20 protein-coding genes, 1 tRNA gene and 1 pseudogene are annotated in these 24323 nt (G+C 67.4%); 5 read left to right on the top strand and 17 right to left on the bottom strand.

Annotated features, from left to right (window positions below; all coding sequences use genetic code 11):
- Positions 1–8 precede the first annotated feature (8 nt).
- The gene (locus ACRSCF_RS18255; protein WP_016445447.1) at positions 9–593 is read right to left on the bottom strand and encodes a TetR/AcrR family transcriptional regulator; all 585 of its coding nucleotides are present in this window, start codon (positions 591–593) and stop codon (positions 9–11) included.
- A 74-nt stretch (positions 594–667) separates the two neighbouring features.
- On the opposite strand from ACRSCF_RS18255, the gene ACRSCF_RS18250 reads away from it, so the two are divergent.
- Both ACRSCF_RS18250 and ACRSCF_RS18245 read left to right on the top strand, forming a co-directional pair.
- Positions 668–2068, top strand: coding sequence for an efflux transporter outer membrane subunit (locus ACRSCF_RS18250; RefSeq protein WP_227472661.1), 1401 nt, complete (start codon positions 668–670; stop codon positions 2066–2068).
- 133 nt (positions 2069–2201) lie between these two features.
- On the top strand, positions 2202–2777 hold the full coding sequence (locus ACRSCF_RS18245) for a TetR/AcrR family transcriptional regulator (RefSeq protein WP_046240228.1): 576 nt from the start codon (positions 2202–2204) through the stop codon (positions 2775–2777).
- A gap of 245 nt (positions 2778–3022) precedes the next feature.
- On the opposite strand, the gene ACRSCF_RS18240 is transcribed toward ACRSCF_RS18245, so the two are convergent.
- The 6 genes and pseudogenes from ACRSCF_RS18240 to ACRSCF_RS18215 form a co-directional block, all read right to left on the bottom strand.
- Positions 3023–3919 carry a GGDEF domain-containing protein gene (locus ACRSCF_RS18240; RefSeq protein ID WP_227472663.1) on the bottom strand — a complete coding sequence of 299 codons (897 nt, stop codon included), beginning with the start codon at positions 3917–3919 and terminating at the stop codon, positions 3023–3025.
- Positions 3920–3987: 68 nt separating this feature from the next.
- Positions 3988–4557: pseudogene (locus ACRSCF_RS18235) on the bottom strand (transposase); the annotation flags it as partial.
- A gap of 54 nt (positions 4558–4611) precedes the next feature.
- The gene (locus ACRSCF_RS18230; protein ID WP_034364941.1) at positions 4612–5346 is read right to left on the bottom strand and encodes a tyrosine-type recombinase/integrase; all 735 of its coding nucleotides are present in this window, start codon (positions 5344–5346) and stop codon (positions 4612–4614) included.
- A 159-nt stretch (positions 5347–5505) separates the two neighbouring features.
- Positions 5506–5582: transfer RNA gene (locus ACRSCF_RS18225), tRNA-Arg, on the bottom strand.
- 85 nt (positions 5583–5667) lie between these two features.
- Positions 5668–7425 (bottom strand): M14 family metallopeptidase, encoded by a 1758-nt coding sequence (locus ACRSCF_RS18220; RefSeq protein WP_126312011.1) that lies wholly within the window; start codon positions 7423–7425, stop codon positions 5668–5670.
- 239 nt (positions 7426–7664) lie between these two features.
- Positions 7665–9461: a DEAD/DEAH box helicase gene (locus ACRSCF_RS18215; protein WP_016452439.1), complete on the bottom strand. Its 1797-nt coding sequence runs from the start codon at positions 9459–9461 to the stop codon at positions 7665–7667.
- A gap of 267 nt (positions 9462–9728) precedes the next feature.
- Here ACRSCF_RS18215 and ettA point away from each other — a divergent pair, with 267 nt between their 5' ends.
- The 3 genes from ettA to ACRSCF_RS18200 all read left to right on the top strand — a co-directional run bounded on the left by ettA (position 9729) and on the right by ACRSCF_RS18200 (position 15346).
- Positions 9729–11390, top strand: coding sequence for an energy-dependent translational throttle protein EttA (gene ettA / locus ACRSCF_RS18210; protein ID WP_016449924.1), 1662 nt, complete (start codon positions 9729–9731; stop codon positions 11388–11390).
- Positions 11391–11450: 60 nt separating this feature from the next.
- Entirely contained in the window at positions 11451–14030 is a 2580-nt protein-coding gene (locus tag ACRSCF_RS18205) for a DUF1631 family protein (RefSeq protein WP_244386336.1), read from the top strand.
- 170 nt (positions 14031–14200) lie between these two features.
- Positions 14201–15346, top strand: coding sequence for an FAD-dependent monooxygenase (locus ACRSCF_RS18200; protein WP_244386335.1), 1146 nt, complete (start codon positions 14201–14203; stop codon positions 15344–15346).
- Between the two features lie 6 nt (positions 15347–15352).
- On the opposite strand, the gene ACRSCF_RS18195 is transcribed toward ACRSCF_RS18200, so the two are convergent.
- From ACRSCF_RS18195 to ACRSCF_RS18150, 10 genes are all read right to left on the bottom strand, one after another.
- On the bottom strand, positions 15353–16363 hold the full coding sequence (locus tag ACRSCF_RS18195; RefSeq protein WP_034364945.1) for a P1 family peptidase: 1011 nt from the start codon (positions 16361–16363) through the stop codon (positions 15353–15355).
- A gap of 66 nt (positions 16364–16429) precedes the next feature.
- Positions 16430–16822 (bottom strand): copper-binding protein, encoded by a 393-nt coding sequence (locus ACRSCF_RS18190; RefSeq protein ID WP_016449920.1) that lies wholly within the window; start codon positions 16820–16822, stop codon positions 16430–16432.
- Between the two features lie 15 nt (positions 16823–16837).
- Positions 16838–17347 (bottom strand): DUF411 domain-containing protein, encoded by a 510-nt coding sequence (locus ACRSCF_RS18185; RefSeq protein WP_034364949.1) that lies wholly within the window; start codon positions 17345–17347, stop codon positions 16838–16840.
- A gap of 34 nt (positions 17348–17381) precedes the next feature.
- Complete coding sequence (locus tag ACRSCF_RS18180) at positions 17382–17873, bottom strand: cupredoxin domain-containing protein (RefSeq protein ID WP_034364952.1); 492 nt, start codon at positions 17871–17873, stop codon at positions 17382–17384.
- A 20-nt stretch (positions 17874–17893) separates the two neighbouring features.
- Entirely contained in the window at positions 17894–19276 is a 1383-nt protein-coding gene (locus ACRSCF_RS18175) for a multicopper oxidase family protein (RefSeq protein WP_034364954.1), read from the bottom strand.
- Position 19277: 1 nt separating this feature from the next.
- Positions 19278–20726, bottom strand: a complete 1449-nt coding sequence (locus ACRSCF_RS18170) for a TolC family protein (protein ID WP_244386333.1) — start codon at positions 20724–20726, stop codon at positions 19278–19280.
- Positions 20723–21091 carry a hypothetical protein gene (locus ACRSCF_RS18165; protein ID WP_244386332.1) on the bottom strand — a complete coding sequence of 123 codons (369 nt, stop codon included), beginning with the start codon at positions 21089–21091 and terminating at the stop codon, positions 20723–20725. Before ACRSCF_RS18165 ends, ACRSCF_RS18170 begins: the two co-directional genes overlap by 4 nt.
- Before the next feature lie 121 nt (positions 21092–21212).
- Entirely contained in the window at positions 21213–21671 is a 459-nt protein-coding gene (locus ACRSCF_RS18160; RefSeq protein WP_239009424.1) for a hypothetical protein, read from the bottom strand.
- 48 nt (positions 21672–21719) lie between these two features.
- The gene (locus ACRSCF_RS18155; protein ID WP_016449914.1) at positions 21720–22106 is read right to left on the bottom strand and encodes a DUF3703 domain-containing protein; all 387 of its coding nucleotides are present in this window, start codon (positions 22104–22106) and stop codon (positions 21720–21722) included.
- Positions 22103–24307 (bottom strand): heavy metal translocating P-type ATPase, encoded by a 2205-nt coding sequence (locus ACRSCF_RS18150; protein ID WP_244386331.1) that lies wholly within the window; start codon positions 24305–24307, stop codon positions 22103–22105. The genes ACRSCF_RS18155 and ACRSCF_RS18150 overlap by 4 nt, the downstream gene beginning before the upstream one ends.
- Positions 24308–24323: the final 16 nt, after the last annotated feature.

Here is a 24323-nt window from a genome sequence, read left to right as displayed (position 1 = left end):
TGAATGGTTCAGGGCAGTTGTGCAATCAACTCTTCAACAGTCTTCCTGACGGCATTGCGCTGCTCAGAGGTGAATTGGTGAAGACGGAGCAAATCAATGAGTTGCATCCCATCCATTGCCAGACTGATCAGCAAAGCGCGGCCTGGATCGGCGCACTCACTGGCGATACCGTAGCTGCGCTCGAACAAGGCCTGTACAGGTGGCAGCAGGTCAGGATGAGAGAAATGGGCTTCAAGCAGGTTGCGCATCAGTCGCTGCAGCTGCGGGGGCATTTGGAACGTCATTTCGACCAGTTCCATCATGGCGGACTGCAATTCGCTTTGGCTCCCGCGGGAGGCGTCATTCACGCGCGATGCGCGCTGCTCTTCGGCGGCGCGGCTGTAGAGATCGATGGTTCGGGCCATGCTTTCCACCACAGCCACCAGGAGCTCGTCGCGGGTCTTGAAGTGATATATGAGACCGGCCTTGGTCACTCCCGCAGCGGCAGCAGCAGCTTCAATGGTCAGTTGCTGAACCCCGCGCTCACTCACCAGGGCGGTAGCGGCGTCAAGGATCTTGTCTCGGGAGCTTGGGCGTCTTGTCGTCTTGGTCATGAAAACTCCACTTGAAAACTTATCTATACGTATAGTATAGTAATGTCATCGCAACGTCAACGCCTGGTCCTCATATGCTCGAAATTTCTCCACGTTCCCAACGCTTTCTCCGTCGACCCCTGCTGCTTGGCGTTCTCAGCCTGGCCGCTCTTGGCTTGGGAGGCTGCGCGTCGGTTCCGCCCTCGGTCGGGCCTGACGCTGCATCGGTGGACGTGCCTGGGCAATGGGGTGCCCCATACCAAGGTGTTGCTGCCGTCAACGCTGACTGGTGGACAGACTTCCATAGCGCTGAACTGGACCGTCTGGTCCGCATGGCACTGGATTCCAATCGGGATCTGCGCATCGCCACAGCCCGCATGGCCCAAGCCCAGGCACTGTTGGGAAGTGCTGAAGCCGAACGCCGCCCACAGTTGGGCGCCACAGCCGGTGCGCAGCGGGGGCGAGACAGCGCCGACGCAGTGAAGGCTGAACGCAGTTCCGTCGGTTTGCGCGCAAGCTGGGAGGTGGATCTGTTTGGGCGCGGCGCACTGGGCGTGGACGCCGCCAAGGCAGACATACAGAGCAATCGCCAGGCACTCGCTGCCGCGCGTATCGCTCTGGCTGCCGATGTCGCCACTGCGTACTTTGAACTGCGCACCCTGGATGCCCGCGTGGGGATGAGGCACGAAGTCATGACCTTGGCTGAGCGCCAGCTGCACGTGGCGCAGAAAAAATTTGAGGCGGGCCAGTCCAGTGCACTGGACGTTGAGCGCTGGAAGACAGAGCTTGCACAAGAGCGCGCGGCAGTCCAGCAAGTGAAGGGTGAGTTGCAAGTGCGTCAGCGACAGCTGGCGGTGCTGTTGGGCGCCAGCCAGCCACCGGTGCTGGATCTGAAGGCTGAAGCCGTCATGCCCCAGGCGCCCGCTCCCTTGCTGCCTGCCGATTTGTTGGAGCGCCGCCCTGATGTACAACGCCAGGCCCGCGCTCTGGATGCTGCGCTGGCACGGGTGGGTGTCGCCCGACGCGAGATTTACCCTCGCCTGCAGATCGCCTGGGCCGGTGCGCGCGAGCGGTTGGCGGCCATCGGTGGCTCCGCGTCTCCCATTTCCGTGGTGGGATACGGCATCTCGCTATCCCTGCCCATTCTGGACGGTGGCCGGATTCGCTCGAATGTAGAGATACAGGAAGCCCGCGCCCAAGAGGCAATGGCGGGGTACGAGCAGTCGATGATCTCCGCGCTGGCCGACGCCGAAACTTCGCTGGTGCAATGGTCGGCATCGGAAGCCAGTTTGCGCGAACTGCTGGATGCACGAGAGGCGGGCGACATGGCAGCGCAACGCGCGGCGCGCATGTTCGCTGCCGGCATGGCTGACGCCACGGCAGTGCTGGACACTCAACGCGAACAGCTGCGGGTACGGGACGCAGTCGCACAGGCCGAGGGGCAGCGCTGGACATCGGCCGTTCGTCTTCGCCGCGTGTTTGCCGGAACTGTCTGAATGCATCCCCTGTGTGCAAAAGCCGCGAAATCGATCTGACATTCATATGCCTTGACGAACAGAGATGTCGGATGACCAAAAGGCAGAAGAGGTTGCGTATCGGGAAGGTTGGAGATGTTTTGCTTGCACGCCCATGACCATCGAACTGGATGACAAGCTGGCCAGTGCGCTGGCACTGGCGGTGTCTCAACACCCAAGAGCAAACCTTGAACAGCTTGCACGCGCGGCAGGTACTTCCAAGGGAACGCTTTACCGAATCTGTGCGACTCGGGAGGGGATGATTGATTTGTTGATGCAACGCACTGAACGGCACATGCGAGAGGCGCTGGAAAAGGCAGATCTCACGCGGCTACCTTTTGCTGATGCGCTTCATCGCCTGACAAAACACCTTATGACCCATCGTGAGCTCTACCTGTTCTGGAGTGCCGTTGTATCGGTCGACCTCGGAGGTACCAAAGACCACGACATGAAAGGCTACGCGCTTTCCTTTTTTGGAGGTGCGCTCGAGGATTTTTTTTTAAGAGGGCAAAAGGCTGGCGTTTTCCGGATTGACATGTCAGCAAGATGGCTGGCGAAATCCTATAGCTTTTTGCTTTATGGCGCTCTCGATTCAGCCCAGAGAGGAGAGATTGCCACGTTGGGAATATCGGGAAGCGTGAACAAGATATTCCTGTGTGGTGCCAGTTCCGATCCTGCATCAGTCACATAGGGCAGGGTGCCTTGGCATCGCCGAAGATGGTGCGTACTATCTTGCCGCGGGTCGCGCCGCGCAGTCTCGTGCTACATGGATCAGGCGCTTGACCGTGCAGCCGGACCACGGCAATGCCTGCGGGTGCCAGGGGCCACTCACCTTGTCGGTGCCTCAGACCTGCATGCTGACGCATGCCATCCCCATTCCGAGTCCCTTGTCCAGCTCGGCGCCTTTCGCAGGATCGAAAAAGTGCATACCACGTTCTACAGATAAACCATTGCCACCCTCGCATCCTGGTCTGAAATGCCGGGAGAGGAACTGGCTGTTTCGATCCGGTTGCGCCCGGCCGCCTTTCCCCTGTAGAGGGCGGTATCGGCCTGTCGAAGGGCCTCTTCCATATCATGCGTGCCATGGAAAGGAGGCGAGATCCCGATAGTGACCGTGCAGCGCAGCGGATGACTGGAGCCAGCAACCGAGACCGCCTGGCTTGCAATGCCGGTGCGCAGCCGTTCTGCCAACTGTGTGGCGCCCCTGGTGTCCGTTTCCAGGCAAATGACCACGAATTCTTCGCCTCCAATGCGGCCTGCCAGGTCGCCGTGGCGTACGGTGGCGCGAAGCAATGCGGCCACGTGCCGCAGAACTTCATCCCCTGCCTGGTGTCCATGGGTGTCATTGATGCGCTTGAAATGGTCGACATCCATCAGTAGCAGGCATGTCGGCGCAGCGTTGCGGCTGTTGAAGTACAACTGCATCGCTTCTGAAATCCCTCTGCGATTGAGCAGATGGGTCATGGGATCGCGTGCCGCCATTGTGCGCAGGTCATCCGTCAGGCGCCGCAACACCAGCCAGACAATGGAGGGAGGCAGCACGGTCGCCAGGGTGGACATGTAAATGTAGAAAACCATCTGAAAGCGGCTTTCCATGTGCAGTGCTTCCAGGCCGCTGTCCATAATTTTCAAGAATTTCAATGCATTGAGCACACAGATGCCGCCAATCACAAAAGCAAAGAAAATCATTTCCCCGTAGAAGTCCTTGGCAAAAGTGCGTAAGCCATAGATGACGTTCAGTGTCATGGCGAAGAAGAGCACTGCCGACATTGCTGCGAGCATCGCGTAGCGTGCCACAGGCCCGGCGCTCCAATGCACCAGCCATTGCGCCATGCAGTAGGCCACTGAAAACGCGATCAACGGGCGCCACACTGGAACGGGCTGCCCAAAAAAACGCATGGCACCAAGCCACAGGCACGTCGGTAGCCATAGCTGGGCAAGTCGGCAATTTCCTGGCGCAGTTCGGCGAGCAGCCCTGCATCGTCGCTGGGTGTGCGATGGCTGCGGCCATCGGCCCAGTCTTCACCGCGCCCAATCAGGTCGGGCACATGCGAGCGCGCCAGCCCCATCATCCGCAGACCAGTTTTCACTGGTCGTCCCCGGGCAACAAGGGCGAGCGCGCAATCCACTTTTTTCTGCGACGTACTCCACGGCTTCCTTGAGGATTTCGTTCTCCAAGGTCTTCTTGCCGAGCACGCGCTGCAGCTTGGCGATTTCTGCGCGTGCAGCCGCCAGCTCGGATGCCGGCACGACTGCCTCGCCAGCGGAGACGGCGGTCAAAGCACCCTGGCGTTCGAGCTTGCGCCACTGGCACAGCAGTCCAGCGAAACGCCTTCCCGCCGAGCGACCAATGACACGCTCATGCCCAGTTCGTAGGTTCGGCGCACCAGCGCCGCCTTCTCTGTGAAGGGCCAGCGCCTGCGGCGCTGATCCTTCACGACTACCTCTATTGACTCCGTATGCTTAGTCATATGCACAGTCCTGTTCCTATCTCAGAAGACAAGCGATAGGGCGGGGCCGGGGAATTAAGGGGTTAACTCAAGGGCTGACAGCTGCAGAGCTGCCTTGGTTGTGGGCTGACCCCTGTATTCGTCTATTGAACGTAGAAGCTCTCCAGCTTTGCTTGGCTCGAGGACTGCTGCCATGTGCTTCACCACGATTGGCTCAAGAGCACCTTGCAGGTCAGAGACCGGGTTGCGCTCACATCGTCCCGTCTGGATGCCGTAGCGAAACACCTGCCCTGCTGTCTGGCGAAGCGTGTGAGCAGTTTCGCGTGCCCCTCGTTTTTCGACCTTGCGGAGCACGCCCAGCAGCAGGGGAGGGGGGATCTCAGGAAGCAACATGCGGCCCACATGCGGGAACAGATCCTTGGACATGTTGCGCAGCCATTTCTCTGCGTAGGTGTCGCTCCATGCACCGGACTTGACGCCATGAAATTCACGCACGACAGCCTCAAAAGTGCTCTCCTGGGCATGGGCGAGGGCGAGCTTCTGGACTTGCTTTGCAAGGCTGGGGTCGATGCTGGATGCGAGCTGTTCTCTGGCTTCATCGCGGCGACGGCGGGCCTGGGCGAGTCCTACAGTGGGATACACCCCTAGTGCAAGCGTCTTCTGCTTGCCTGCAAAGCGGTACGCCATGCGCCAGTACTTGCCAGACTCCTTCACGTGCAGGTACAAGCCATGCCCATCGGAGTGCTTCGATCCAGCGCTCTTGCTGGGGTCGTGTCTGAGGGCTTTGATGAAGGTGTCTGTCAGGGGCATTCAGGTCGTGTTGGCATCTTGCGTGTCAAGTACACGGGATACCAACAAACATCCTGGATGTCCCCGGATGCCGTTGGACGGCTTTGAACGCTGGATGTCCTTGAAGCCCAAGGCCAGCGCCTATTCTTGGACTTCTTTGAACTTCTTGGGATGCCAGGATGGCCTGCCCGGAGGGACTCGAACCCCCGACCTATTGCTTAGAAGGCAATTGCTCTATCCGGTTGAGCTACGGGCAGGTATGGCCGCTGACGGGCCAGCGCGGATCATACCCGCAATGGGCGGGCGCTCAGGGCTTGGCGGCGTGCCCTGGCGCCCTTGCCGTCATTCGGCGTCTTCTTCTTCCTCGAACACCACCGAAGGGGGGGCCATCACGCGCGCCATGTCGCTCAGCGTGGGCACCAGGCCGCGTGCGAGGTAGCTGTAGGGCGTGTCGGGCTCCAGCGCCGCAGCGGCAATATTGGCCATGGGCTGGTTCATCGACAGGTAGTAGCTGCCCACGGGTGCTTCGACGGCGCCGCGCGTGAGCGCATAGGCGCCGCTGGCGGGCGTGGCCGAGCGGGCCTCGTTGTACGAGTCGGCCAGCAGCTGGCCGGGCTCGGCCACCTTGAGCACTTGCAGGCCCAGCAGGCGCAGCCTGTCCACGGCGGTCTGGGCGCTGGCGGACAGCCAGTAGCCGCAGGAGCGCGGGCGCGACAGCGTGGTGCGGGCCTGCAGGGAGGCGTTCCAGTCCACGCGCACCTGCTGGTCGGCACCCGTGTCGGGCTGGATCATGGTGAGCGTGCGCTGCTCGGGCGTCTGCTCGGCCTGGACGGCGAGTTGCTGGTGGCAGGCGAGAGAGGCGGTCTCGCGCGCCACGAAGGCCTGCACCTGGGTGAGGTCCTTGGCGCGCTCGGCGCTCGAATGCAGCATGCGTGTGGCGGCGGTGACCAGGGTGTGCACGCGCCGCTGGATGTGGGCGCGGCCCAGGTCCGAGCCACGGCTGCTGACCAGATAGCCCACCGAGTTCTTGAGTCCGCTGATGTTGCGCAGCGAATCGGGCGCCAGGCTGCCCATGGAGATGGACTTGTCCTGCAGCTCCTGGCTGGTGGTGTAGTACCAGTCGCTGCTCAGGCCGGCTTGCGACAGCGCGGTGCGCAGCGGTGCCGTGTACCACTCGCGCGCAGCCTTGGTCACGAATTCATTCTGGTTGGCCGTGGCCGAATACTGCAGCAGGGCGTCGTAGCGCTGTATGGCCTGGTACTTCTGCAGGAAGATGCTGGCGGCCGGGAATTCCTGCAGGTCCACCACGGCGACGGGGCGGTAGTCGCGTGCCAGCGTGGCCAGGGCCTTGGCCTCCGGCGTGTTCAGGAGCAGGTGGTCATGGGCGATGTCGGTGCCATCGGCTGCATTGCGCGTGCCGGCTTCCACGGCATCGGGGTTGGCGCGCGGCACGAGGATCACGTTGATCTGCTGCAGCAGCGGCTCCAGCAGGCCGCCGGGAGCGAGTTCGCGGGCAATGATGAGCAATGCCTCGGTCCCTGCAGGCTCGTCGCCATGCTGGCCGGCCACGAGCATGACCGTGGGGCGGCGGCTGTCATACAGCGCCGACGGCTGGATGCCGGGAGCGTGCGTGGCCACCAGGGCCTGGATGGGGCTGCCGCGCTGCGAGCTGCCGGGCTGCACGATTCCCAGGCGCGTGTCGCGGCCCAGGGATTTGCTGGCCTGGCTGTTCAGCCAGGAAGACAGTTCGCTGGCCGTGGTGAACTGGTTGCGCTGCGGCGCCAGGCCGGGCGTGTCATAGCGCGTGGCCGGGTCGGGGAAGCGCGCCGCCACGGCCGCGTTGTAGGGCAGGGGGACGAGGTTGTTGGCCGGTGCGATCGGCTGCGTGGTCGCCTGGGGCACCACGGGTATTTCCGGGGCCGGGCGGGTGGGCGTGGCCACCTGGGGCTTGGAGGACGTGGGCCAGGGCGGCAGCGGCGTGCTGGAGCAGGCGGCCAGCAGGGCGGTGCATGCCAGGGCCGACCACCGCAGCCGGCCCTGTGGCAGCTCCGGATCGGGGCGCTGGCTGGAGGGTATGGCGGGTGGAGTCAGCAGTGTCATGGCGTGGCCTTGAGGAACCAGTCGTGGGGAATCTTGGGGAATCCGGGAAAAGGGGTGCGGCCTTCAGTCGCCGCAGGCCGCAATGCTATCGGGATGATAGCCATGCAGGCTTGCGGCGCGCTGTCGGCTGAAGGCGCAATCTGTGCAATGCAAAAGGGCTGCAGCCCCGGGGAGATGCAGCCCTTTGGGCTGGTGCAATGCCCGGCATGCCGCCTGGCACGCCGGGTATTCAGTGCAGGTCAGCGACCGTAGCCGCCGCGCGAGGAGCCGCCACGGCCACCGCCGCCGAAGCCACCACCGCCGCCGCCGCCACCGCGGTTGAAACCACCGCCGCCGCGGCGGCCGCGTTCGGCCATGGTGTCCACGCTGGTGCGCATCGGGTCGGGTTGGCCGCCACCGGCGCCGCCGCGCGGTCCGCTGCTGCGTGCATGGCCGAGCTGCGTGCCCAGGTGGGCATCAGCGCGCGGGGGCTGGTCGTCGAAGCGACGGCCACCGCCGCCTTCGCCGTCAGGACGCGGGCCGCGACGGGGGGCGTTCTGGGGACCTGCCTTGGGGCGGTGAGCAGCGCCGGAGCCGTTGCCCGGACCGTCGAAGCGGTCGCGGCGCGGCTTGTTGTTGGCGCCTGCGCCGGCGTGGTTGCGGCCACGGCCCTGGCCTCCTGCGCTGCCTTCGGAGCGGCCTTCGTCCGAGCCTGCCTTGGGTGCTGCCTGGCCACGGCCGCCTGCACGACCGCCGCGGTCGGGCTGGGCAGCCTTGTTGGTGCGGATGCGGTCCATCATTTCCTGGCGCGCGGCCTTGGCGGCGGCCTGCATGACGTCACGGCTGGGCGGCTTGCCCGCGCCGCCCCAGATGGTCTGGCGGCCCATGGCGATGGGTTCGGCCACTTCGCCTTCTTCCGGGCCGAAGCCTTCGAGCACCTGCACGGGGATTTCCTGCTTGGTGAAGCGCTCGATGTCCATCATGAAGCCTTCTTCGTCCATGCACACGAGGCTGACGGCATGGCCTTCGCGCCCGGCACGGCCCGTGCGGCCGATGCGGTGCACGTAGTCTTCGGAGACGTTGGGGATTTCGTAGTTCACGACGTGCGGCAGCTCGTCGATGTCGATGCCGCGTGCAGCGATGTCGGTGGCCACCAGTGCGCGCAGCTCGCCGGTCTTGAAGCCGGCCAGTGCCTGGGTGCGTGCGCTCTGGCTCTTGTTGCCGTGCAGTGCCATGGCGCTGATGTTGTTCTTGGTCAGGAATTCGGCAACGTTGTTGGCGCCGAACTTTGTGCGCGTGAACACCAGAACCTGGCTCCAGTTGTTCTCGTTGATGATGTGCAGCAGCACCTGCTTTTTCTTGCCGCGGCCCACGGGGTGGATCACCTGGGTGATGCGCTGCACGGTGGTGTTGCTGGGCGTGACCTGGATGGACTGCGGATTGCGCAGCAGGCCGTTGGCCAGGTCGCGGATCTCGTCGCTGAAGGTGGCCGAGAACAGCAGGCTTTGCTTTTCCTTGGGCACCAGGGCCAGCACCTTCTTGACGTCGTGGATGAAGCCCATGTCCAGCATGCGGTCGGCTTCGTCGAGCACCAGGACTTCGACGGTGGACAGGTCCATGAAGCCTTGCTGCTGCAGATCCAGCAGGCGGCCCGGCGTGGCGACCAGGATGTCCACGCCCTTCTTGATGCGGTCGATCTGGGGCTTCATGCCCACGCCGCCGAAGATGACGGTGGAGTTGATGTCCAGGTACTTCGCGTAGCTGCGCACCGATTCCTCGACCTGCGCTGCGAGTTCACGCGTGGGCGTCAGCACCAGGGCGCGGATGCCCTTGCCGCCGAACTTGTTGCGCGGCACCTGGCCTTGCGAGAGGCGGTGCAGCATGGGCAGGGTGAAGGCCGCGGTCTTGCCGGTGCCGGTCTGGGCGCCTGCCAGCAGGTCGTGGCCGGCGAGCACCGCCGGAATGGCCTGTGCCTGGATGGGAGTCGGGTTCTCGTAACCCTCCTCAAGCACGGCCTTCAGAATGGCGGGAGCCAGATTCAGTTCTTCAAATGTCATGTGATCAAAGATGCGCCCGTCCGGGGCGCTGGGTATCAGCCTGCCGAGGCAACCAGGGCGGTTGCCGGACCAGTCGTAGGCGGATGAGGTTCAATGTCGGGAGCCTGGAAAACAGCGTCCATCGTCCCCAGCTGGAATGCTGATGTCACGGGCAACTGGAACCCGCAACGCAGGGTATTGTCGCATGCGCCGATAATCACGGCTGGCGTGCAACCGATTTGTTGCCCGGTTTTTGCAGAAATCAACGATTCAAGTACTCGGACCAGAATGGCTCAATACGTTTTTTCGATGAACCACCTCACCAAGACCGTGCCGCCCAAGCGGCAGATCTTGAAGGATATCTCTCTCAGCTTTTTCCCGGGCGCCAAGATCGGCGTGCTGGGTCTGAACGGCTCTGGCAAGTCCTCGCTGCTCAAGATCATGGCCGGGGTGGACAAGGAATTCGAAGGCGAGGCGCTGCCCATGCAGGGCCTGTCCATCGGCTATCTGCCGCAGGAGCCTCAGCTCAATCCAGAGCACACGGTGCGCCAGGCCGTGGAAGAGGCCATGGCCGAAGTCAACGCGGCCCGCGCGCGCCTCGATGAAATCTACGCCGCCTACGCCGAGCCCGACGCCGACTTCGACGCGCTGGCTGCCGAGCAAGGCGAGCTGGAAGCCAAGATCGCCGCTGCCGGCACCGACTCCGAGCACCAGCTGGAGATCGCCGCCGACGCCCTGCGCCTGCCGGCCTGGGACGCCGTGATCGGCAAGCTGTCCGGCGGCGAGAAGCGCCGCGTGGCGCTGTGCAAGCTGCTGCTGTCCAAGCCCGACATGCTGTTGCTGGACGAGCCCACCAACCACTTGGACGCCGAGTCCGTGGAATGGCTGGAGCAGTTCCTGCACCGCTTCACCGGCACCGTGGTGGCCATCACCCACGATCGCTACTTCCTGGACAACGCTGCCGAGTGGATCCTGGAACTGGACCGTGGCCATGGCATTCCCTACAAGGGCAACTACTCCGAATGGCTGATCCAGAAGCAAAACCGCCTGGAGTCCGAGCAAAAGGGCGAGGAAGCCCGTGCCAAGGCCCTGAAGAAGGAACTGGAGTGGGTTCGCCAGAACGCCAAGGGCCGCCAGGCCAAGTCCAAGGCCCGTATCGCGCGCTTCGAGGAACTGAGCGATTTCGAATACCAAAAGCGCAATGAAACCCAGGAAATCTTCATTCCTGTGGCCGAGCGCCTGGGCACCCAGGTCATCGAGTTCAACAACGTCACCAAGAGCTTTGGCGACCGCGTGCTCATCGACAACCTGACCATGAACATCCCCGCTGGCGCAATCGTCGGCATCATCGGCCCCAACGGCGCCGGCAAGTCCACGCTGTTCAAGCTGATCGCGGGGCGCGAGCAGGCCGATTCCGGCGAAGTCATCGTGGGCCAGACGGTCAAGATGGCCTATGTGGAGCAGACGCGTGACGCGCTGGCCAATGACAAGACGGTGTGGGAAGACATCTCGGGCGGGCTGGACATCATCAACGTCGGCAAGTTCCAGATGGCCTCGCGCGCCTACGCAGGCCGCTTCAACTTCAACGGACAGGACCAGCAAAAGAAGGTCGGCAACCTCTCCGGCGGCGAGCGCGGCCGCCTGCACCTGGCCAAGACGCTGATCCAGGGCGGCAACGTGCTGCTGCTGGACGAACCCTCCAACGACCTGGACGTGGAAACCCTGCGCGCGCTGGAAGATGCGCTGCTGGAGTACGCGGGCACGGTGCTGGTGATCTCCCACGATCGCTGGTTCCTCGACCGCATCGCCACGCACATCCTGGCCGCCGAAGGCGATTCGCAGTGGGTGTATTTCGACGGCAACTACCAGGAGTACGAAGCCGATAAGAAAAAGCGTCTGGGCGAAGAAGGCGCCAAGCCCAAGCGCATGCGCTACAAGGCACTGAAGTAAGCATCAAAGGCAAGCCTCAAAGCGCCTCCGGCACGGGCTGGAGCCTGTATTCTTCGGGCCATGAATCCTCCACCCGTTTCTGTTGCCGCGTTGCAGGCCTGCCTGGTGCAGGCTGTCCGCGGCTCGGAGGCGCTGATCCTGCGGCTGCTGCAGCGCACGGCTCATGCCATGGAGCAGGCCGAGCTGCCTGGCTCCGGCCTGCCGCGCCGCGCTGAAATCCCCGAGGCGCTGGAATTGCTGGCCCGCCACCGGGCCGCCATGCTCAAGGGCTATGGGCTGGCGCTGCTGGAATGCTTTGGCCAATCCGGTGGCGCTGCCGCCTGGCCGCCGGTGCCGGGCATGTCCGGTGTGCCCGGCACCACCGATTTCGCCTCCCTCTCCCTGCTGGATGACTCCGTGCTGCAGTCGCAGCTGGCCCACCAGCGCCTGCTGCAGCATGTGGCGCCGCAGGTGGAGATCGCACTGGCCGAGCTCGATGCCCTGGTCAGCGCCATCCAGGGCCTGGACCGTGTCCAGCCCGAACGCAACCCGCTCAGGCCCCACAACTATGTGCAGGCGCTGCAGCGCGTGATCGACGACACCGGGGTCGAGCCCGAATGCGCCGCCTGCTGGCTGGGCTTCATGCGCGAGCATCTGGGCGCATTGCTGGTATCCGAGTACGGCCATGTGGCCCAGTCCCTGCGCGACCAGGGCGTGCAGCCTGCCGCCTATGGCGTGGCACCGCCGCCCGAGCCGGGCCGGCGCCAGACCGACATGCCGGGGCCGAACCGCTGGCGTGCGCCTTCACACTATGGCGATGCCGTGGCACAGAGCCGCGCCTACGGCGCCTTCGGCCAGCAGGCGCAGGAAGATGAGCTGACGCGGCGCCTGGTGGCCGCCCTGCTGTCCGACCCCCGCTGGATGGATTCACACCGCGAGGCGCCCGCTGCGGCGCCTTCTTCCATGCTGGCGCTGGCCCAACCATCCGCCTATTCCGTGCCCGGGCAGTTTGCGCCGGCCATGGACGGCGCAAGCCGGCTGCAGACCACCGCCTGGCAGGGCAGCGAGACGGCACCCACCGTGCTGGCGGCGCTGCCCGAAGGCTGGACCTCGCTGAGCTGCATGGCGCTGGAGTCCGTGCAGCACCACTCGGCCCAGCTGGAGCAGCTGATGCAGGCCCTGCAGCCGCAGGAGCCGCAGGAGCCTCCCCCGGGCGCGCGCGCCGACGACGGCGCGGCGCTGCATACGCTGCAGCGCATGATGCGCTTCATGGCCGCCGACACGCGCCTGCTGCCTTCCGTGCAGCGCACGGTGGGCCGGCTGGAGCCGCTGCTGCAGCAGCTGGTGGTCCAGGACACGCGCTTTTTCGAGGACCGCAATCACCCTGCGCGCCAGCTGCTCGACGAGCTGACGGCGCGCAGCCTGTGGTTCGACAGTGAGTCTGCACCGGGCTATGGCCAGTTCCTGCAGGTGGCCGATTCCGCTGCCATGCGGCTGGCGGCCCTGCAGCGCGCCGATGCATCGGCCTTTGCCACGGTGCTGCAGCAGCTGCGTGACGGTTGGGGCGGCAGCGGCATGCAGCCCGTGGGCCCGAGCGAAGCGCCTGAAGATGGCACGGTGACCGGCCCCGTCTCGGCCGCGCTCCGGCGCGTGGAAGGGCGGCGTGCGGACCCGCGCTGGCCGGAAACCGCCATGCCCCGGGCCGAGCAGATCGCAGCCGCCATCCGGCGCCTGCCCAGTGCCCAGGGCGTACCCGATGACATCCTGGAATTCGCCACGGGGCCGTGGGCCCAGGTGATTGCCAGCGTCCAGGAGCCTGTGGACGGCAGCGAGGCCCGCGACCCCGGCGGCTACCTCGCCCTGGTGCCCAGCCTGCTGTGGAGCGTGTCCGCACACGCCGGCCGCGATACCGACCGGCTGGTGGCGCTGGCGCCGCGCCTGCAGGCCCGGCTGCGCGCCGGCCTGCGCAGCGTGGGGCGCACGGAGGAGGAGATCCAGGCCTTTGCCGCGCGCCTGGCCGGCCTGCACCAGGATGCGCTGGATGCCGGTGTGGTCCGCCAGCCCATAGAGAGCGTGGATATTTATCTGGACTCCGTGCCGCCCACCGTCTATGGGTCGGACTCGGTGCTGGCGTCCCTGCCTTCCCGGTTCGATGCTGCCGGGCCCGGCCAGGCCAGGCCCGGCTCCTCGGCAGCGCGCCTGCCACAGTCGTTGTTCGGCGTGGCGGCCTCCATGCCGGTGCCGCTGGATGTGCCGCAGCCCATGGCGAGCGATATGGCGCACGAGATGGCCACCCTGACCGAGCAGGACCTGGAGCTGCCCGAGGCGCTGCAGGACGAGCTGCCTGCCCCCCCGGCCGTTGCGGCGTCGCCGACCAGGATGCCTGGCGAGCCTGCCGGGCCCCAGGTGACGCCGCATGCGACATCCGTGGCACCTGCACCTGCACCTGAACCTGTGGCGCCCGTGGTCTCCGAGGACTGGGCGCTGGGCACCTGGGTGGAGCTGTCCAATGCCCGGCAGAGCATCCGCACCCAGCTGACCTGGGTCAGCCCGCAGCAGACGCTGTTCCTGTTCACGGCCACGGATGGCAGCACCCAGTCCATGACGCGCCGCATGCGCGACAAGCTGCTGGTGCAAGGGCAGCTGCGGCGCGTGGACTGAGGCGCCTGCCGGACATGCGCCGGCGCCGATGGGGACGAATCGTGCCCAATTCGGGCGTTGCGGAGGTTGAGGCTTGAGGCGCGTCAAAAAGACAATGTCCTGCATCGATGCGCCCCGGATCATGGGGCGCATCACCACCGAATAGACCCCACCAGCAGGAGACAGGAACCATGGCGCGTTTGAGGATAGGCATCGTCGGAGCAGGCATTGGCGGATTGGCGGCAGCCAATGCGCTGCACCAGGCAGGGCATGAAGTATTGGTGTTCGAGCAAAGCCGGCAGTTCCTGCGCGTGGGCGCGGACATCAACCTCACGCCCAATGCCGTGCGCGCCCTCGATGGCCTGGGCGCCGACATCGCCGCCGCCGTGCGTGCCAGCGCCGCACGGCCCACGCACCGCATCAGCCGCAACTGGGACACGGGCGAGGAAACCTCACGCCTGACCATGGGTGACGAGGCCGAGCGCAAATACGGCGCACCCCAGCTCACCATCCACCGCGCGGACCTGCTGGCGGCCCTGGCCGATGCCTTTCCGCTGGACCAGGTGCAGTTGGGCAAGCGCGCCAGCCAGATCACGCAGAGGGGGCAAGGCGTGGACATCGCCTTCACCGATGGCAGCGAAGTGGCCGAGCTGGACGCACTCATTGGCGCGGACGGCATCCACTCCGTGGTGCGTGCGGCCCTGTTCGGCGCCGAAAGCCCGCGCTTCACGGGCGTGGTGGCCTTCCGCGCGGTGGTGCCTACCGAGCGCGTGCGCCATGTGCCCGACATCCAGGCCTTCACCAAATGGTGGGGCGCCACGCCGCAAAGCCAGATCGTGACCTTTCCGCTGAACCAGGGGCGCGATACCTTCATCTTTGCCACCACGGCCCAGGAATCCTGGCATGAGGAATCCTGGACCACGCCGGGCAGCGTCGAGGAGTTGCGCGGCTTCTATGCCGATTTCCATCCCGACGCGCGGGCGCTGCTCGACGCCTGCGACACGGTGCTCAAGACCGCGCTGTACGAGCGCGATCCCCTGCCGGCCTGGTCGCAGGACCGCATCACGCTGCTGGGCGATGCCTGCCACCCGATGATGCCCTTCATGGCCCAGGGTGCGGGCATGGCCATCGAGGATGCCGTGGTGCTGGCGCGCAACCTGGACGCTGCCCAGGGATCGCAGCAGGTGCCCGCTGCCCTGGCGCGCTACCAGGCCATGCGCATGCACCGCACCAGCGAGATCCAGATCGGCTCGCGCGGCAACAACTGGCTGCGCGCCGGTGGCAATGCCGATGGCGTCTACGGCTACGACGCCTGGGCGGTGGTACTGCAGGCCTGAACCCGGTCAGGGCCGGCAGGCGGCCAGCTCCCTGGCACAGGGCAGCTCCAGCCCTTCGGCCGTGGTCAGCGACTGCGCGGCCAGCACGGCGCGCACCGTGGCCAGGGCCACGGCCTCGGCGGCCATGGCGGACAGGGTCAGCATACCCAGCGAGTGCTCGGCCAAGCCCGTGCCCAGGGCGAACAGGGTGTCGCCATCGCTCATGGTGTGCACGGGTCGTATGGCGCGTGCCAGGCCGTCATGGGCCAACACGGCCAGGCGCTGGGCCTGGGCCTTGGTGATGCGTGCATCGGTGGCAACCACGCCGATGGTGGTGTTGGTGCCTGCCAGCAGCGGCCGGGGCTCTTCGCCGCGCAGCAAGGCACGGCAGGTGTCGTGCAGCTGGCGGCCATCGGGGCTGCGCGCGCCGGCCAGCAGCACGCCGCTGTGGGGATCGACCACATCGCCCACGGCATTGCAGGCGATCAGCGCGCCCACGGTGACGCCGTGCACGGTGAGCGAGGCCGTGCCGATGCCACCCTTCATGGCGCGATCCATGCCGAAGACCTTGCCCACGCAGGCGCCCATGCCGGCGCCCACATTGCCCTCGGCAGGCCGCGCGGCGCTGGCGGCCTGGCAGGCCGCATGGCCGGCATCGGCACCCGGGCGAATGCGGCTGTCGCCCACCGCCAGGTCGAACAGCACGGCGGCCGGCACGATGGGCACGCGGCCCACGCCCACATCCAGCCCTATGCCCTGCTCGTCCAGCCAGCGCATGGCGCCGCTGGCCGCGTCCAGCCCCCAGGCACTGCCACCGGAGAGCATGACGGCATGCACCTGCTGCACCAGGTTGGAGGGATGCAGCAGGTCGGTCTCGCGCGTGCCGGGGGCGGCGCCACGCACATCGCAGCCTCCCACGGCACCGCCGCGCGCCAGCACGACGGTGCAGCCCGTGGGCCGGCGGGCATCGGTGTGGTGGCCTACCTCGATGCCCTGTACGCGGGTGATGGAGCCGGGGTCTGAGTCGGTGCTTGGCATGCGCTGCTCTGCTCTGTGATGGACAGGCCTTCACCTTAGCCGAAACGGCAGCCCTGCACCCGGTCTTCAGCGCAGCACTTCCAGCTGCGTGACCACGAAGGCGCCCTGGTCCTGCTCGGCGCGAAAGCGCACCTTGTCGCCAGCCTTGAGGGCGGGCTCGGGTGCTGCCACGCGCAGCTGGAAGACCATGGTCATGGGCGGCATGCCCAGGTTCTTGAGTTCGCCGTGGCGCAGCGTGACCTTGCTGGTGCGTGCATCCCAGCGCGTGACCTCGCCTTCGCTGAGGTCCTGGCTGGCGGCGGCGGGTGCGGTTTCGGCAGATTGCGCGCCATGCGCCGCATGGTCGTGGGCCGTGGCCTGGGCACAGGCCCAGGCCGGGATCAGCGCGGCGGCAAGTGCCAGGCGCACGGCAAGGGCGGTACGGGACGTACGGGAAACAAGGAGGGCTGTGTTGTGCATGGTGTGCTCCGGGGTTCAGCGGTAGCTGGTGAAGGTGCGGGTGGAAACGTCGCTGTTCATGAGGTTCTTGGTGATGAGCAGCACCTCGTAGGGGTCCTTGCGGCCGCCGTACTCGGGGCCGTCCATGCCAGGGCTGCCCACGGGCATGCCGGGCACGGCAATGCCCACCGCCTTGGGCTTTTGCCTGAGCAGCTTGTGCACGTCGGTCGCAGGCACATGGCCTTCGAGCGCATAGCCTTCGACCAGGGCCGTGTGGCAGGAGCCCAGGCGCGCCGGAATGCCCAGTCTGGCGCGCACGGCGCTGTTGCCGGTGTCGTGCACGGTGACGGCAAAGCCGTTGTGCTCCATGTGCACCACCCAGTCCTGGCAGCAGCCGCAGTTGGGGTCCTTCCAGACCTCGACCGGGATGCGGGCCGTGGGTGCAGCCGCCCACAGCGAAGGGGCGGCGAATGCCGTGCAGGCCAGGGCCATGCGGCGCAGCGCACTGCGGCGCGGGTGGGCGGATGCCATGCGTTCATGTTTCATCGGGTGCTCCTGAAGGGGGGAAGAAGTGGCGCGCTCATTGCGTCACGGTGATGGTTCCGCGCATGCCGGCCTGGTAGTGGCCGGGGATGAGGCAGGCAAAGTCGAAGCTGCCTTCGCGGTTGAAATTCCAGACCAGGTCGCCGGATTGGCCGGGCGAGACATGGGCCATGTAGGGCTCGCCGTGCTCCATGGTGGGGAACTTGAGCATCATCTGCGCGTGCTCGTCCAGCGAGGCCGGCGTGCCCAGCACGATCTCGTGCATGACCTGGCCCTTGTTGGCCACGCGCAGGCGCACCGTCTCGCCGCGCCTGACGCTGATGCGCTCTGGCGTGAAGCGCATGTTGTCGCTCATGTCCAGGGTGATGGTGCGCCGGGCGGCCGAGGCATCGCCGGCAATGCCCCAGGGCTTTTGCTTCTTGACCGCGGCGGCCTTGGGAGCGTCATCGTGGGTTTCGCTGCCATGGGCGAAGACGGCGGCGGGGCCGGCAAGCAGTGCCGTGGCGAGGAGGAGGGCAAAGGTGTTCATGAGGGACTCCTTGGATGGCATCAGTGGTGCTCATGGCCCGCACCGGGCTTGCGCACGCTGGGTGCGCCGGGAGACTGGCCGGGCGTGGTCTGGCGCGGCGCGGAGGCCTCGGCCGCCGGCCCCTTCCATTCATAGGCCACGCGGCCCTTGGGGTGGGTGAACCAGCCCGGGTCGCCGTAGTCGTTGGCGCCCAGCTGCTCGCGCACCTTGAGGGTGGTGAACATGCCGCCCATCTCGAGGGGGCCGAAGGGGCCCGTGCCCGTCATCATCGGGAAGGTGTTGTCGGGCAGCGGCATTTCCATGGCGGCCATGTCGCCCATGCCGCGCTCGCCCATGACCATGTAGTCGGGCACGATCTTCTGGATCTTGCCGACCAGGCCCCGGTGGTCCACGCCGATCATGGTCGGCGTGTCATGCCCCATGGCGCCCATGGTGTGGTGGCTCTTGTGGCAGTGCAGGGCCCAGTCGCCCAGCTCGTCGGCGATGAACTCCACCTGCCGCATCTGGCCCACGGCCACGTCGGTGGTCACCTCGGGCCAGCGTGCGGACCGGGGCACGGGGCCGCCGTCCGTGCCCGTGACCTCGAACTCGTGGCCATGCACGTGGATGGGGTGGTTGGTCATGGTCAGGTTACCCACGCGCAGGCGCACGCGGTCGCCGCGCCGGGCGACGACGGGGCTGATGGCGGGGAACACCCGGCTGTTGAAGGTCCAGATGTTGAAGTCCGTCATCTCGGCCACGCGTGGGGTCATGGAGCCGGGCTCCACGTCGTAGGCCGACAGCAGGAAGGCGTAGTCGCGCTGGACCTCGGCGATCTGCGGGTGCGCCACCTTCGGGTGCGTGATCCACAGGCCCATCATTCCCATGGCCATCTGCACCATCTCGTCGGCATGCGGGTGGTACATGAAGGTGCCGGGCCGGCGCGCCGTGAACTCGTAGACGAAGGTCTTGCCGGGCGGGATGTGCGGCTGGGTCAGGCCGCCCACACCGTCCATGCCGTTGGGCAGGCGCTGGCCGTGCCAGTGCACGGTGGTGTGCTCGGGCAGGCGGTTGGTCACGAAGATGCGGACCTGGTCGCCTTCCACCACCTCGATGGTGGGGCCGGGGCTCTGGCCGTTGTAGCCCCACATGTTGACGAAGAAGCCCGGCGCCACCTCGCGCACCACGGGCTCGGCCACCAGGTGGAATTCCTTGACGCCTGCGTTCATGCGCCAGGGGGTGGTCCAGCCGTTGAGCGTGACCACGGGGCGGTAGGGGCGGCCGTTGGGCGGGGCCAGCGGGGCGGCCGTTTCGGCCGAGGACTGGGTCGCTGCCTCGGGCAGGGCGGCCAGGGCCACGCGGCTGACGGCGGCACTGGAGACGGCGGCCACGGCGGCGCCGGTGAAGAAATTGCGGCGGTTCATGTCAGTGGCTCGCTTCGTTGGTGGGGGTGGGCGCGGCAGCGCTGGCGGCAGCCTGGATGGCTCCCGGCGACGTGCCGGTCAGTGCCAGCTGCAGGTCGGTCTCTGCCAGCCAGAAGTCGCGCTGCGCATCGGTGGCGGTGGCCACGGCCTGGGCGCTGCTGCGGGCCTCGGCCAGCAATTGCCAGACGCTGACGAACATGCCGTTGTAGCGAAGCATGGTTTCGTCCTGGATGAAGCGGCGCAGCGGCAGCACCTCGGCCTGCTGCTGGTGGGCCAGGTCCCAGGCCGTGCGGTAGCGCATCCAGCTGCTGCGCGCCTCGGCGCGCGCCTGGATGGCGCCTTGCTGCAGCTGGGCCGCGCTGCGCTGCAGCTCGGCGCGCGCGCGGCCGCTGGCGGCGCCGCCCCAGTCGAACAGCGGCAGGGGCAGGTCGATCTCCCAGCCGCGTGTCACATCGCTGTGGCCGGTGGCCCGGTCCGTGGCGGTGTTGCGGCTGTAGCCCAGGCCGATGTCGCCGAAGATGGCGCCGGCGCGCGCCCAGCCCCGGCGCTCGCCCAGATGGTCCAGGTCGCGGCGCAGGGCGCGCAGGTCCAGGCGCTCGCGCAGCGCGGTGGCTTCGGCATCGTCCCCGGCGCGCAACTGCGTGGCGGCCTGCGGGATGGCGGGCAACTGGTCGGGCAGCTTGAAATCGATGCGCCGTCCCCACAGGCCCATCAGGCGGGCCAGTTGCTCATGCTCGGCCGTGGCGGCCAGGCGCGCACGCGCCAGCTGCGCTGCGGTGTCCTGCTGGATGCTGAGCTCGCGCGCCTGCTGCAGCCGGCTGAAGTTGCCCACGCGGGCCATGCGCCGCGCCAGCTCGGCCCCGGCCTCGGCAGCCTCGTGCATGCGCTCGCTGGCCGCCAGCTGCTGGCGTGCGGCCACGGCGCGCAGCCAGGCGCGGCGCGTGTCGGCGGCCAGCCGCAGCACGTCCTGCGCGGCGGTCAGGGTGGCCTGTTCCATTTGCATGCCCTGCCAGCGGCTGCGCCAGGGCAGGGTGATCAGGCTGACCAGGCCAAAGCTCAGCTGGCGCTCGATCTCGCGCTCGTCGCTGTTGACCATGCGGCCCAGGGTCAGCGTGGGGTTGGGCAGCGTCAGGGCCTGCACGCGGTCTGCATCCTGCACGCCCAGTTGTGCCAGGCGCGCCTGCAGGCCGGGGTTGTTGAGCAGTGCGATGCGCACGGACTGGTCCATGTCCAGTGGCTGGCGCAGCCACTCGTCGATGCGATGCTGCGCCGCGTCATGGGCCTGCAGATCGGTTGGCGGCAGTTCGGCGCCGTCCGGCAGGCGGCTGGCGGTATGGGACTGGACCGCGCCGCGCAGGCCGTCGGGCGAGATGCTGGCGCAGCCGGCCAGGGCCAGCACGGCAGCCATGGCGCCGACCAGCCGGGTGGGGGCGAAGACGGTGCGCTTCATGGCCGGCCTCCGTGCTGCAGGTGAGAGCCGTGCGGGGACGGCGCAGGCGTGGATCGGCCGGCCTGGGCCGCCTCCCAGCGCAGGATGTCCACATGGCCGTTGGGAAACTCGCCCACGGCGGCGTTGGCCTGGCGCCAGTCGGTCAGCTCGGTTTCCACGGCGCCGCTGGGCGGCAGGGCCGCATGGCGCAGGGGCAGGCTGGCGGCTGCCGGATCGATGGCGCCGGTCAGGCCTGCGGACGAAGAGGCCGGCGGATGCTTGCCGTCATGGACCTGGGCCCAGGCCGCGGGGCTGGAGACGGCAAGGGCCGCCAGCCCGAAATGGATGAGGGGGATGAGGGGGGCGAGAAAATGCGCGCGGCGCATGGTGATCTCCTGAATGCGTAACGGGTGACGCATCCGCAGCCAAGCGTCCTGCCATGCCCGAGAACGGGCTGCCCATGGGCAGGCGGCAGGGTGGGCGCGGACGCACTTCGGGCGTCAGGCTTCAGGAAATGGGTGGCTTGATGGCCTGCAGCTTGGCCGCGCTGGCAAAGCGCGTGCTGCCTTGGGGGCGCAGTGCGGCGGACGGCGCAGCGCCGTCCGAGCCGATCTGGCCAGGGGTGAAAAGGGCCGAATGGCAGATGCCGCACAGGGTGCAGCTGGGGCCGTGTTCATGCTCGCCGCAGCCGCCGCCCGCAGGGCTGCCGGCCTGGGGGGAGCAGTCTGCACTGTGCTCGGCGTGCGACGTATGCGAGGGGTGAGAGGGCTGCTCCGTGGCGTGTGCCGGATGCCGTTCATGGCTGTCCGGCGACTGCGCGATCTCCGGCGCATGGTGGTGGAGTGCGGAGTCCGACGCCAATGCGACGGCCGGAGCCGGGACGCCCATCACCGGAGCCGCCCCCATGGCCATGGCATCGCCCAGCAGGCCACGCAGGACCAGCAGCAAGACCAGGACAATGGACAAGGGGCGACGCATAGGCATGGATGATACCGGACGGTGCCACGAAGTTCCTCAGGTGCGGGCCCTCTGCCCGGGCGGGCGGCGCGTGGTGCGCAGTGCCTCGGCGATCAGCGCCGATATGGCGGGTGGCATGTCCATGGGCAGGGTGGCCGGCACCGTGGTGCGGCCGGTGTTGCCGCGCGGCAGCCGGTCCAGCAGATGGCCTGCGGGCACCAGGGCCAGGCGCAGCAGCTGGCCGGCGACCTCCCTGCCGTCGCGCAGCTGCAGCGCGTGGCGCAGCATCCAGCAGTGGGATCGCCAGTGCAGGCCCAGCAGCTGCTGGCCCAGCACATGGCTGGCCTCCAGCAGCAGCCAGCGCTGTGCGGGCGCCTGGTCCTGGCTTGAACGGAAGCTGTGCAGCAGGTGGGTGAAGGCGGCACGGCGCTGGGCGTCGGTCATGCCGCCTCCCTGTCGCTGCCCCAGCGGCGCAGCCGCAGGCCGTTGCCGACCACCAGCAGGCTCACGCCCATGTCCGCCAGCACGGCCAGCCACATGCTGGCGTTGCCGGCCAGGGCCAGCGCGAAGAACACCAGCTTGACGCCCAACGACAGGGCGATGTTCTGCCAGAGCACGGCGTGGGCGCTGCGCGACAGCTCCACCACCTCGGGCAGGCGGCGCAGGTCGTCGTTCATCAGCACCACGTCGGCGGTTTCCATGGCCATGCCCGTGCTGTGCATGCCGCCCATGGCAAAGCCGATATCGGCCTGGGCCAGGGCCGGCGCGTCGTTGATGCCGTCGCCCGTCATGGCGGTGGGGCCTCGTGTGCGTTGCAGCTTGGCCAGTGCGTCGAGCTTGTCCTGCGGCAGCAGGCTGCCGCGCGCGTCCTGGATGCCGGCTTCGGCAGCGATGGAGCGCACGGTGGCCGTGTTGTCGCCGCTGAGCACCACGGGCTGCACGCCCAGGGCCTGCAGGCGCGCCACGGCCTCGCGGGCCTGGGGCCGCAACGGGTCGGCCACGGCGAACAGGGCCCGCACGCCGCTGCTGTCGGCCAGCAGGGTCACGGTGCGGCCCTGGGCTTCGTGCATCGCCAGGCTGGCACGCAGCGCGGCGCTGTCCCAGCCTTGCTCCTGCACCCAGCGCAGGTTGGCCAGGGTCCAGAGCTGGCCGTCGATCTCGGCCTGCACGCCACGGCCGGGCAGGGCCAGCAGCTTGCTGACCGAGGCCCGCGCGGCATCGGCGGCCACGGCGGCGTCGGCCTGGAGGCCGGAAGCAATGGCGCGCGAGACCGGGTGGTCCGAGCGGCCGGCCAGGGCCAGGGCGCGCGCGGCGGGCAGGGCGGGGCCAGGGGCGGCGTCCCGGGCTGCATCCTCTTCGCTCCAGAACTTCCATTCGACCAGCTTCGGGCTGCCCGTGGTCAGCGTGCCGGTCTTGTCCAGGGCAATGGCGCGCAGCTTGCGCGCCGATTCCAGCGCCTGGCCTCCCTTGATCAGCAGGCCGCGGCGTGCAGCCGCCGTGAGCGCGCTGACCACGGTGACGGGGGTGGACAGCACGAGGGCGCAGGGGCAGGAGATGACCAGCAGGGCCAGGGCCTGGTAGGCCGCGTCATGCCAGCTCCAGTCCATGACCAGCGGCGCCAGCACCGCCAGCGCAATGGCCAGCACCAGCACGATGGGCGTGTAGACGGCGGCAAAGCGATCGACAAAGCGCTGGGTGGGTGCCTTGGAGGCCTGGGCCTGCTCCACGGCATGGACGATGCGCGCAATCAGGCTGTCATTGGCCGCCGAGGTGACGCGCATCTGCAGCTCGCCATCCTGGTTGATGCTGCCGGCATAGAGCTCGTCGCCCGGGGCCTTGTCGGCCAGGGCGCTTTCTCCGGTGATGGGCGCCTGGTTGACCGAGCTTTGGCCTCGCAGGACCACGCCGTCCAGCGGCACGCGCGCGCCGGGGGCCACGCGCACGGTGGCTTCCAGCGCCACGTCGGCGGCCGCCACGCGCTGAACGCTGCCGTCGGGCTGGAGCACGTCGGCCGTCTCGGGCGCCATCTGCAGCAGGCTGCGGATGGCATTGCGCGCGCGGTCCATGGCCTGGTCCTCGATGCGCTCTGCCGCGGCGTACAGGGCCATGACCATGGCGGCCTCGGGCCACTGGCCGATGGCGAAGGCTCCCGTGACGGCAATGGCCATCAGCGCATGGATGCCCAGCTTCAGGCGCAGCACGTCGCGGATGCCGGCCTTGTAGACGCCCAGCCCCGACAGGGCAATGGCCAGCACGGCCACGGCCATGCCGCCGTATTGCAGGGCCGGCACGCCGCCCTGGGAGCCGCTGAGCCAGTGGGCGGCTTCGGCCAGCACGGCTGCAATCAGCGCGGCCGTGATGCGCGGCCAGCCGGGCAGCACGCTGTGGTCATGGCCGGCATGGGGATCGCTCTCGTCGTGACCGTGGTCGTGATTGTGGTCGTGATCGTGGCCATGGCCCTCGCCGTGCGCATGCGAGTGGCCATGGGCCTTCTTGCGGGCCGGCGTGGGCTGGGTGATGGTGAAGGGCGCGCAGCAATCGGTGCCGCAGGCGGAAGACGGCGAAGTCGAGGCGGGCGTGGAATGGGCTGGGAAGGCTTTCAGGGCCTCGTTGCCCTGAGGGCTTGGCAGGCGATTGGAGTTCATGCGAGCATTGGAAACG

This window comes from Delftia sp. 11MD (genome assembly GCF_050907895.1).
GTDB lineage: Bacteria > Pseudomonadota > Gammaproteobacteria > Burkholderiales > Burkholderiaceae_C > Comamonas > Comamonas tsuruhatensis.
Note: the sequence above shows the minus strand (reverse complement) of the source record. Positions and strands in the feature narration are given on the sequence as shown.

Bases quoted from the DNA above. Each gene is read 5' to 3' on its own strand.
- ACRSCF_RS18255 (WP_016445447.1), bottom strand. From the start codon at position 593: ATGACCAAGACGACAAGACGCCCAAGCTCCCGAGACAAGATCCTTGAC.
- ACRSCF_RS18250 (WP_227472661.1), top strand. From the start codon at position 668: ATGCTCGAAATTTCTCCACGTTCCCAACGCTTTCTCCGTCGACCCCTG.
- ACRSCF_RS18245 (WP_046240228.1), top strand. From the start codon at position 2,202: ATGACCATCGAACTGGATGACAAGCTGGCCAGTGCGCTGGCACTGGCG.
- ACRSCF_RS18240 (WP_227472663.1), bottom strand. From the start codon at position 3,919: ATGGCGCAATGGCTGGTGCATTGGAGCGCCGGGCCTGTGGCACGCTAC.
- ACRSCF_RS18230 (WP_034364941.1), bottom strand. From the start codon at position 5,346: ATGCCCCTGACAGACACCTTCATCAAAGCCCTCAGACACGACCCCAGC.
- ACRSCF_RS18220 (WP_126312011.1), bottom strand. From the start codon at position 7,425: ATGACACTGCTGACTCCACCCGCCATACCCTCCAGCCAGCGCCCCGAT.
- ACRSCF_RS18215 (WP_016452439.1), bottom strand. From the start codon at position 9,461: ATGACATTTGAAGAACTGAATCTGGCTCCCGCCATTCTGAAGGCCGTG.
- ettA (WP_016449924.1), top strand. From the start codon at position 9,729: ATGGCTCAATACGTTTTTTCGATGAACCACCTCACCAAGACCGTGCCG.
- ACRSCF_RS18205 (WP_244386336.1), top strand. From the start codon at position 11,451: ATGAATCCTCCACCCGTTTCTGTTGCCGCGTTGCAGGCCTGCCTGGTG.
- ACRSCF_RS18200 (WP_244386335.1), top strand. From the start codon at position 14,201: ATGGCGCGTTTGAGGATAGGCATCGTCGGAGCAGGCATTGGCGGATTG.
- ACRSCF_RS18195 (WP_034364945.1), bottom strand. From the start codon at position 16,363: ATGCCAAGCACCGACTCAGACCCCGGCTCCATCACCCGCGTACAGGGC.
- ACRSCF_RS18190 (WP_016449920.1), bottom strand. From the start codon at position 16,822: ATGCACAACACAGCCCTCCTTGTTTCCCGTACGTCCCGTACCGCCCTT.
- ACRSCF_RS18185 (WP_034364949.1), bottom strand. From the start codon at position 17,347: ATGAAACATGAACGCATGGCATCCGCCCACCCGCGCCGCAGTGCGCTG.
- ACRSCF_RS18180 (WP_034364952.1), bottom strand. From the start codon at position 17,873: ATGAACACCTTTGCCCTCCTCCTCGCCACGGCACTGCTTGCCGGCCCC.
- ACRSCF_RS18175 (WP_034364954.1), bottom strand. From the start codon at position 19,276: ATGAACCGCCGCAATTTCTTCACCGGCGCCGCCGTGGCCGCCGTCTCC.
- ACRSCF_RS18170 (WP_244386333.1), bottom strand. From the start codon at position 20,726: ATGAAGCGCACCGTCTTCGCCCCCACCCGGCTGGTCGGCGCCATGGCT.
- ACRSCF_RS18165 (WP_244386332.1), bottom strand. From the start codon at position 21,091: ATGCGCCGCGCGCATTTTCTCGCCCCCCTCATCCCCCTCATCCATTTC.
- ACRSCF_RS18155 (WP_016449914.1), bottom strand. From the start codon at position 22,106: ATGACCGACGCCCAGCGCCGTGCCGCCTTCACCCACCTGCTGCACAGC.
- ACRSCF_RS18150 (WP_244386331.1), bottom strand. From the start codon at position 24,307: ATGAACTCCAATCGCCTGCCAAGCCCTCAGGGCAACGAGGCCCTGAAA.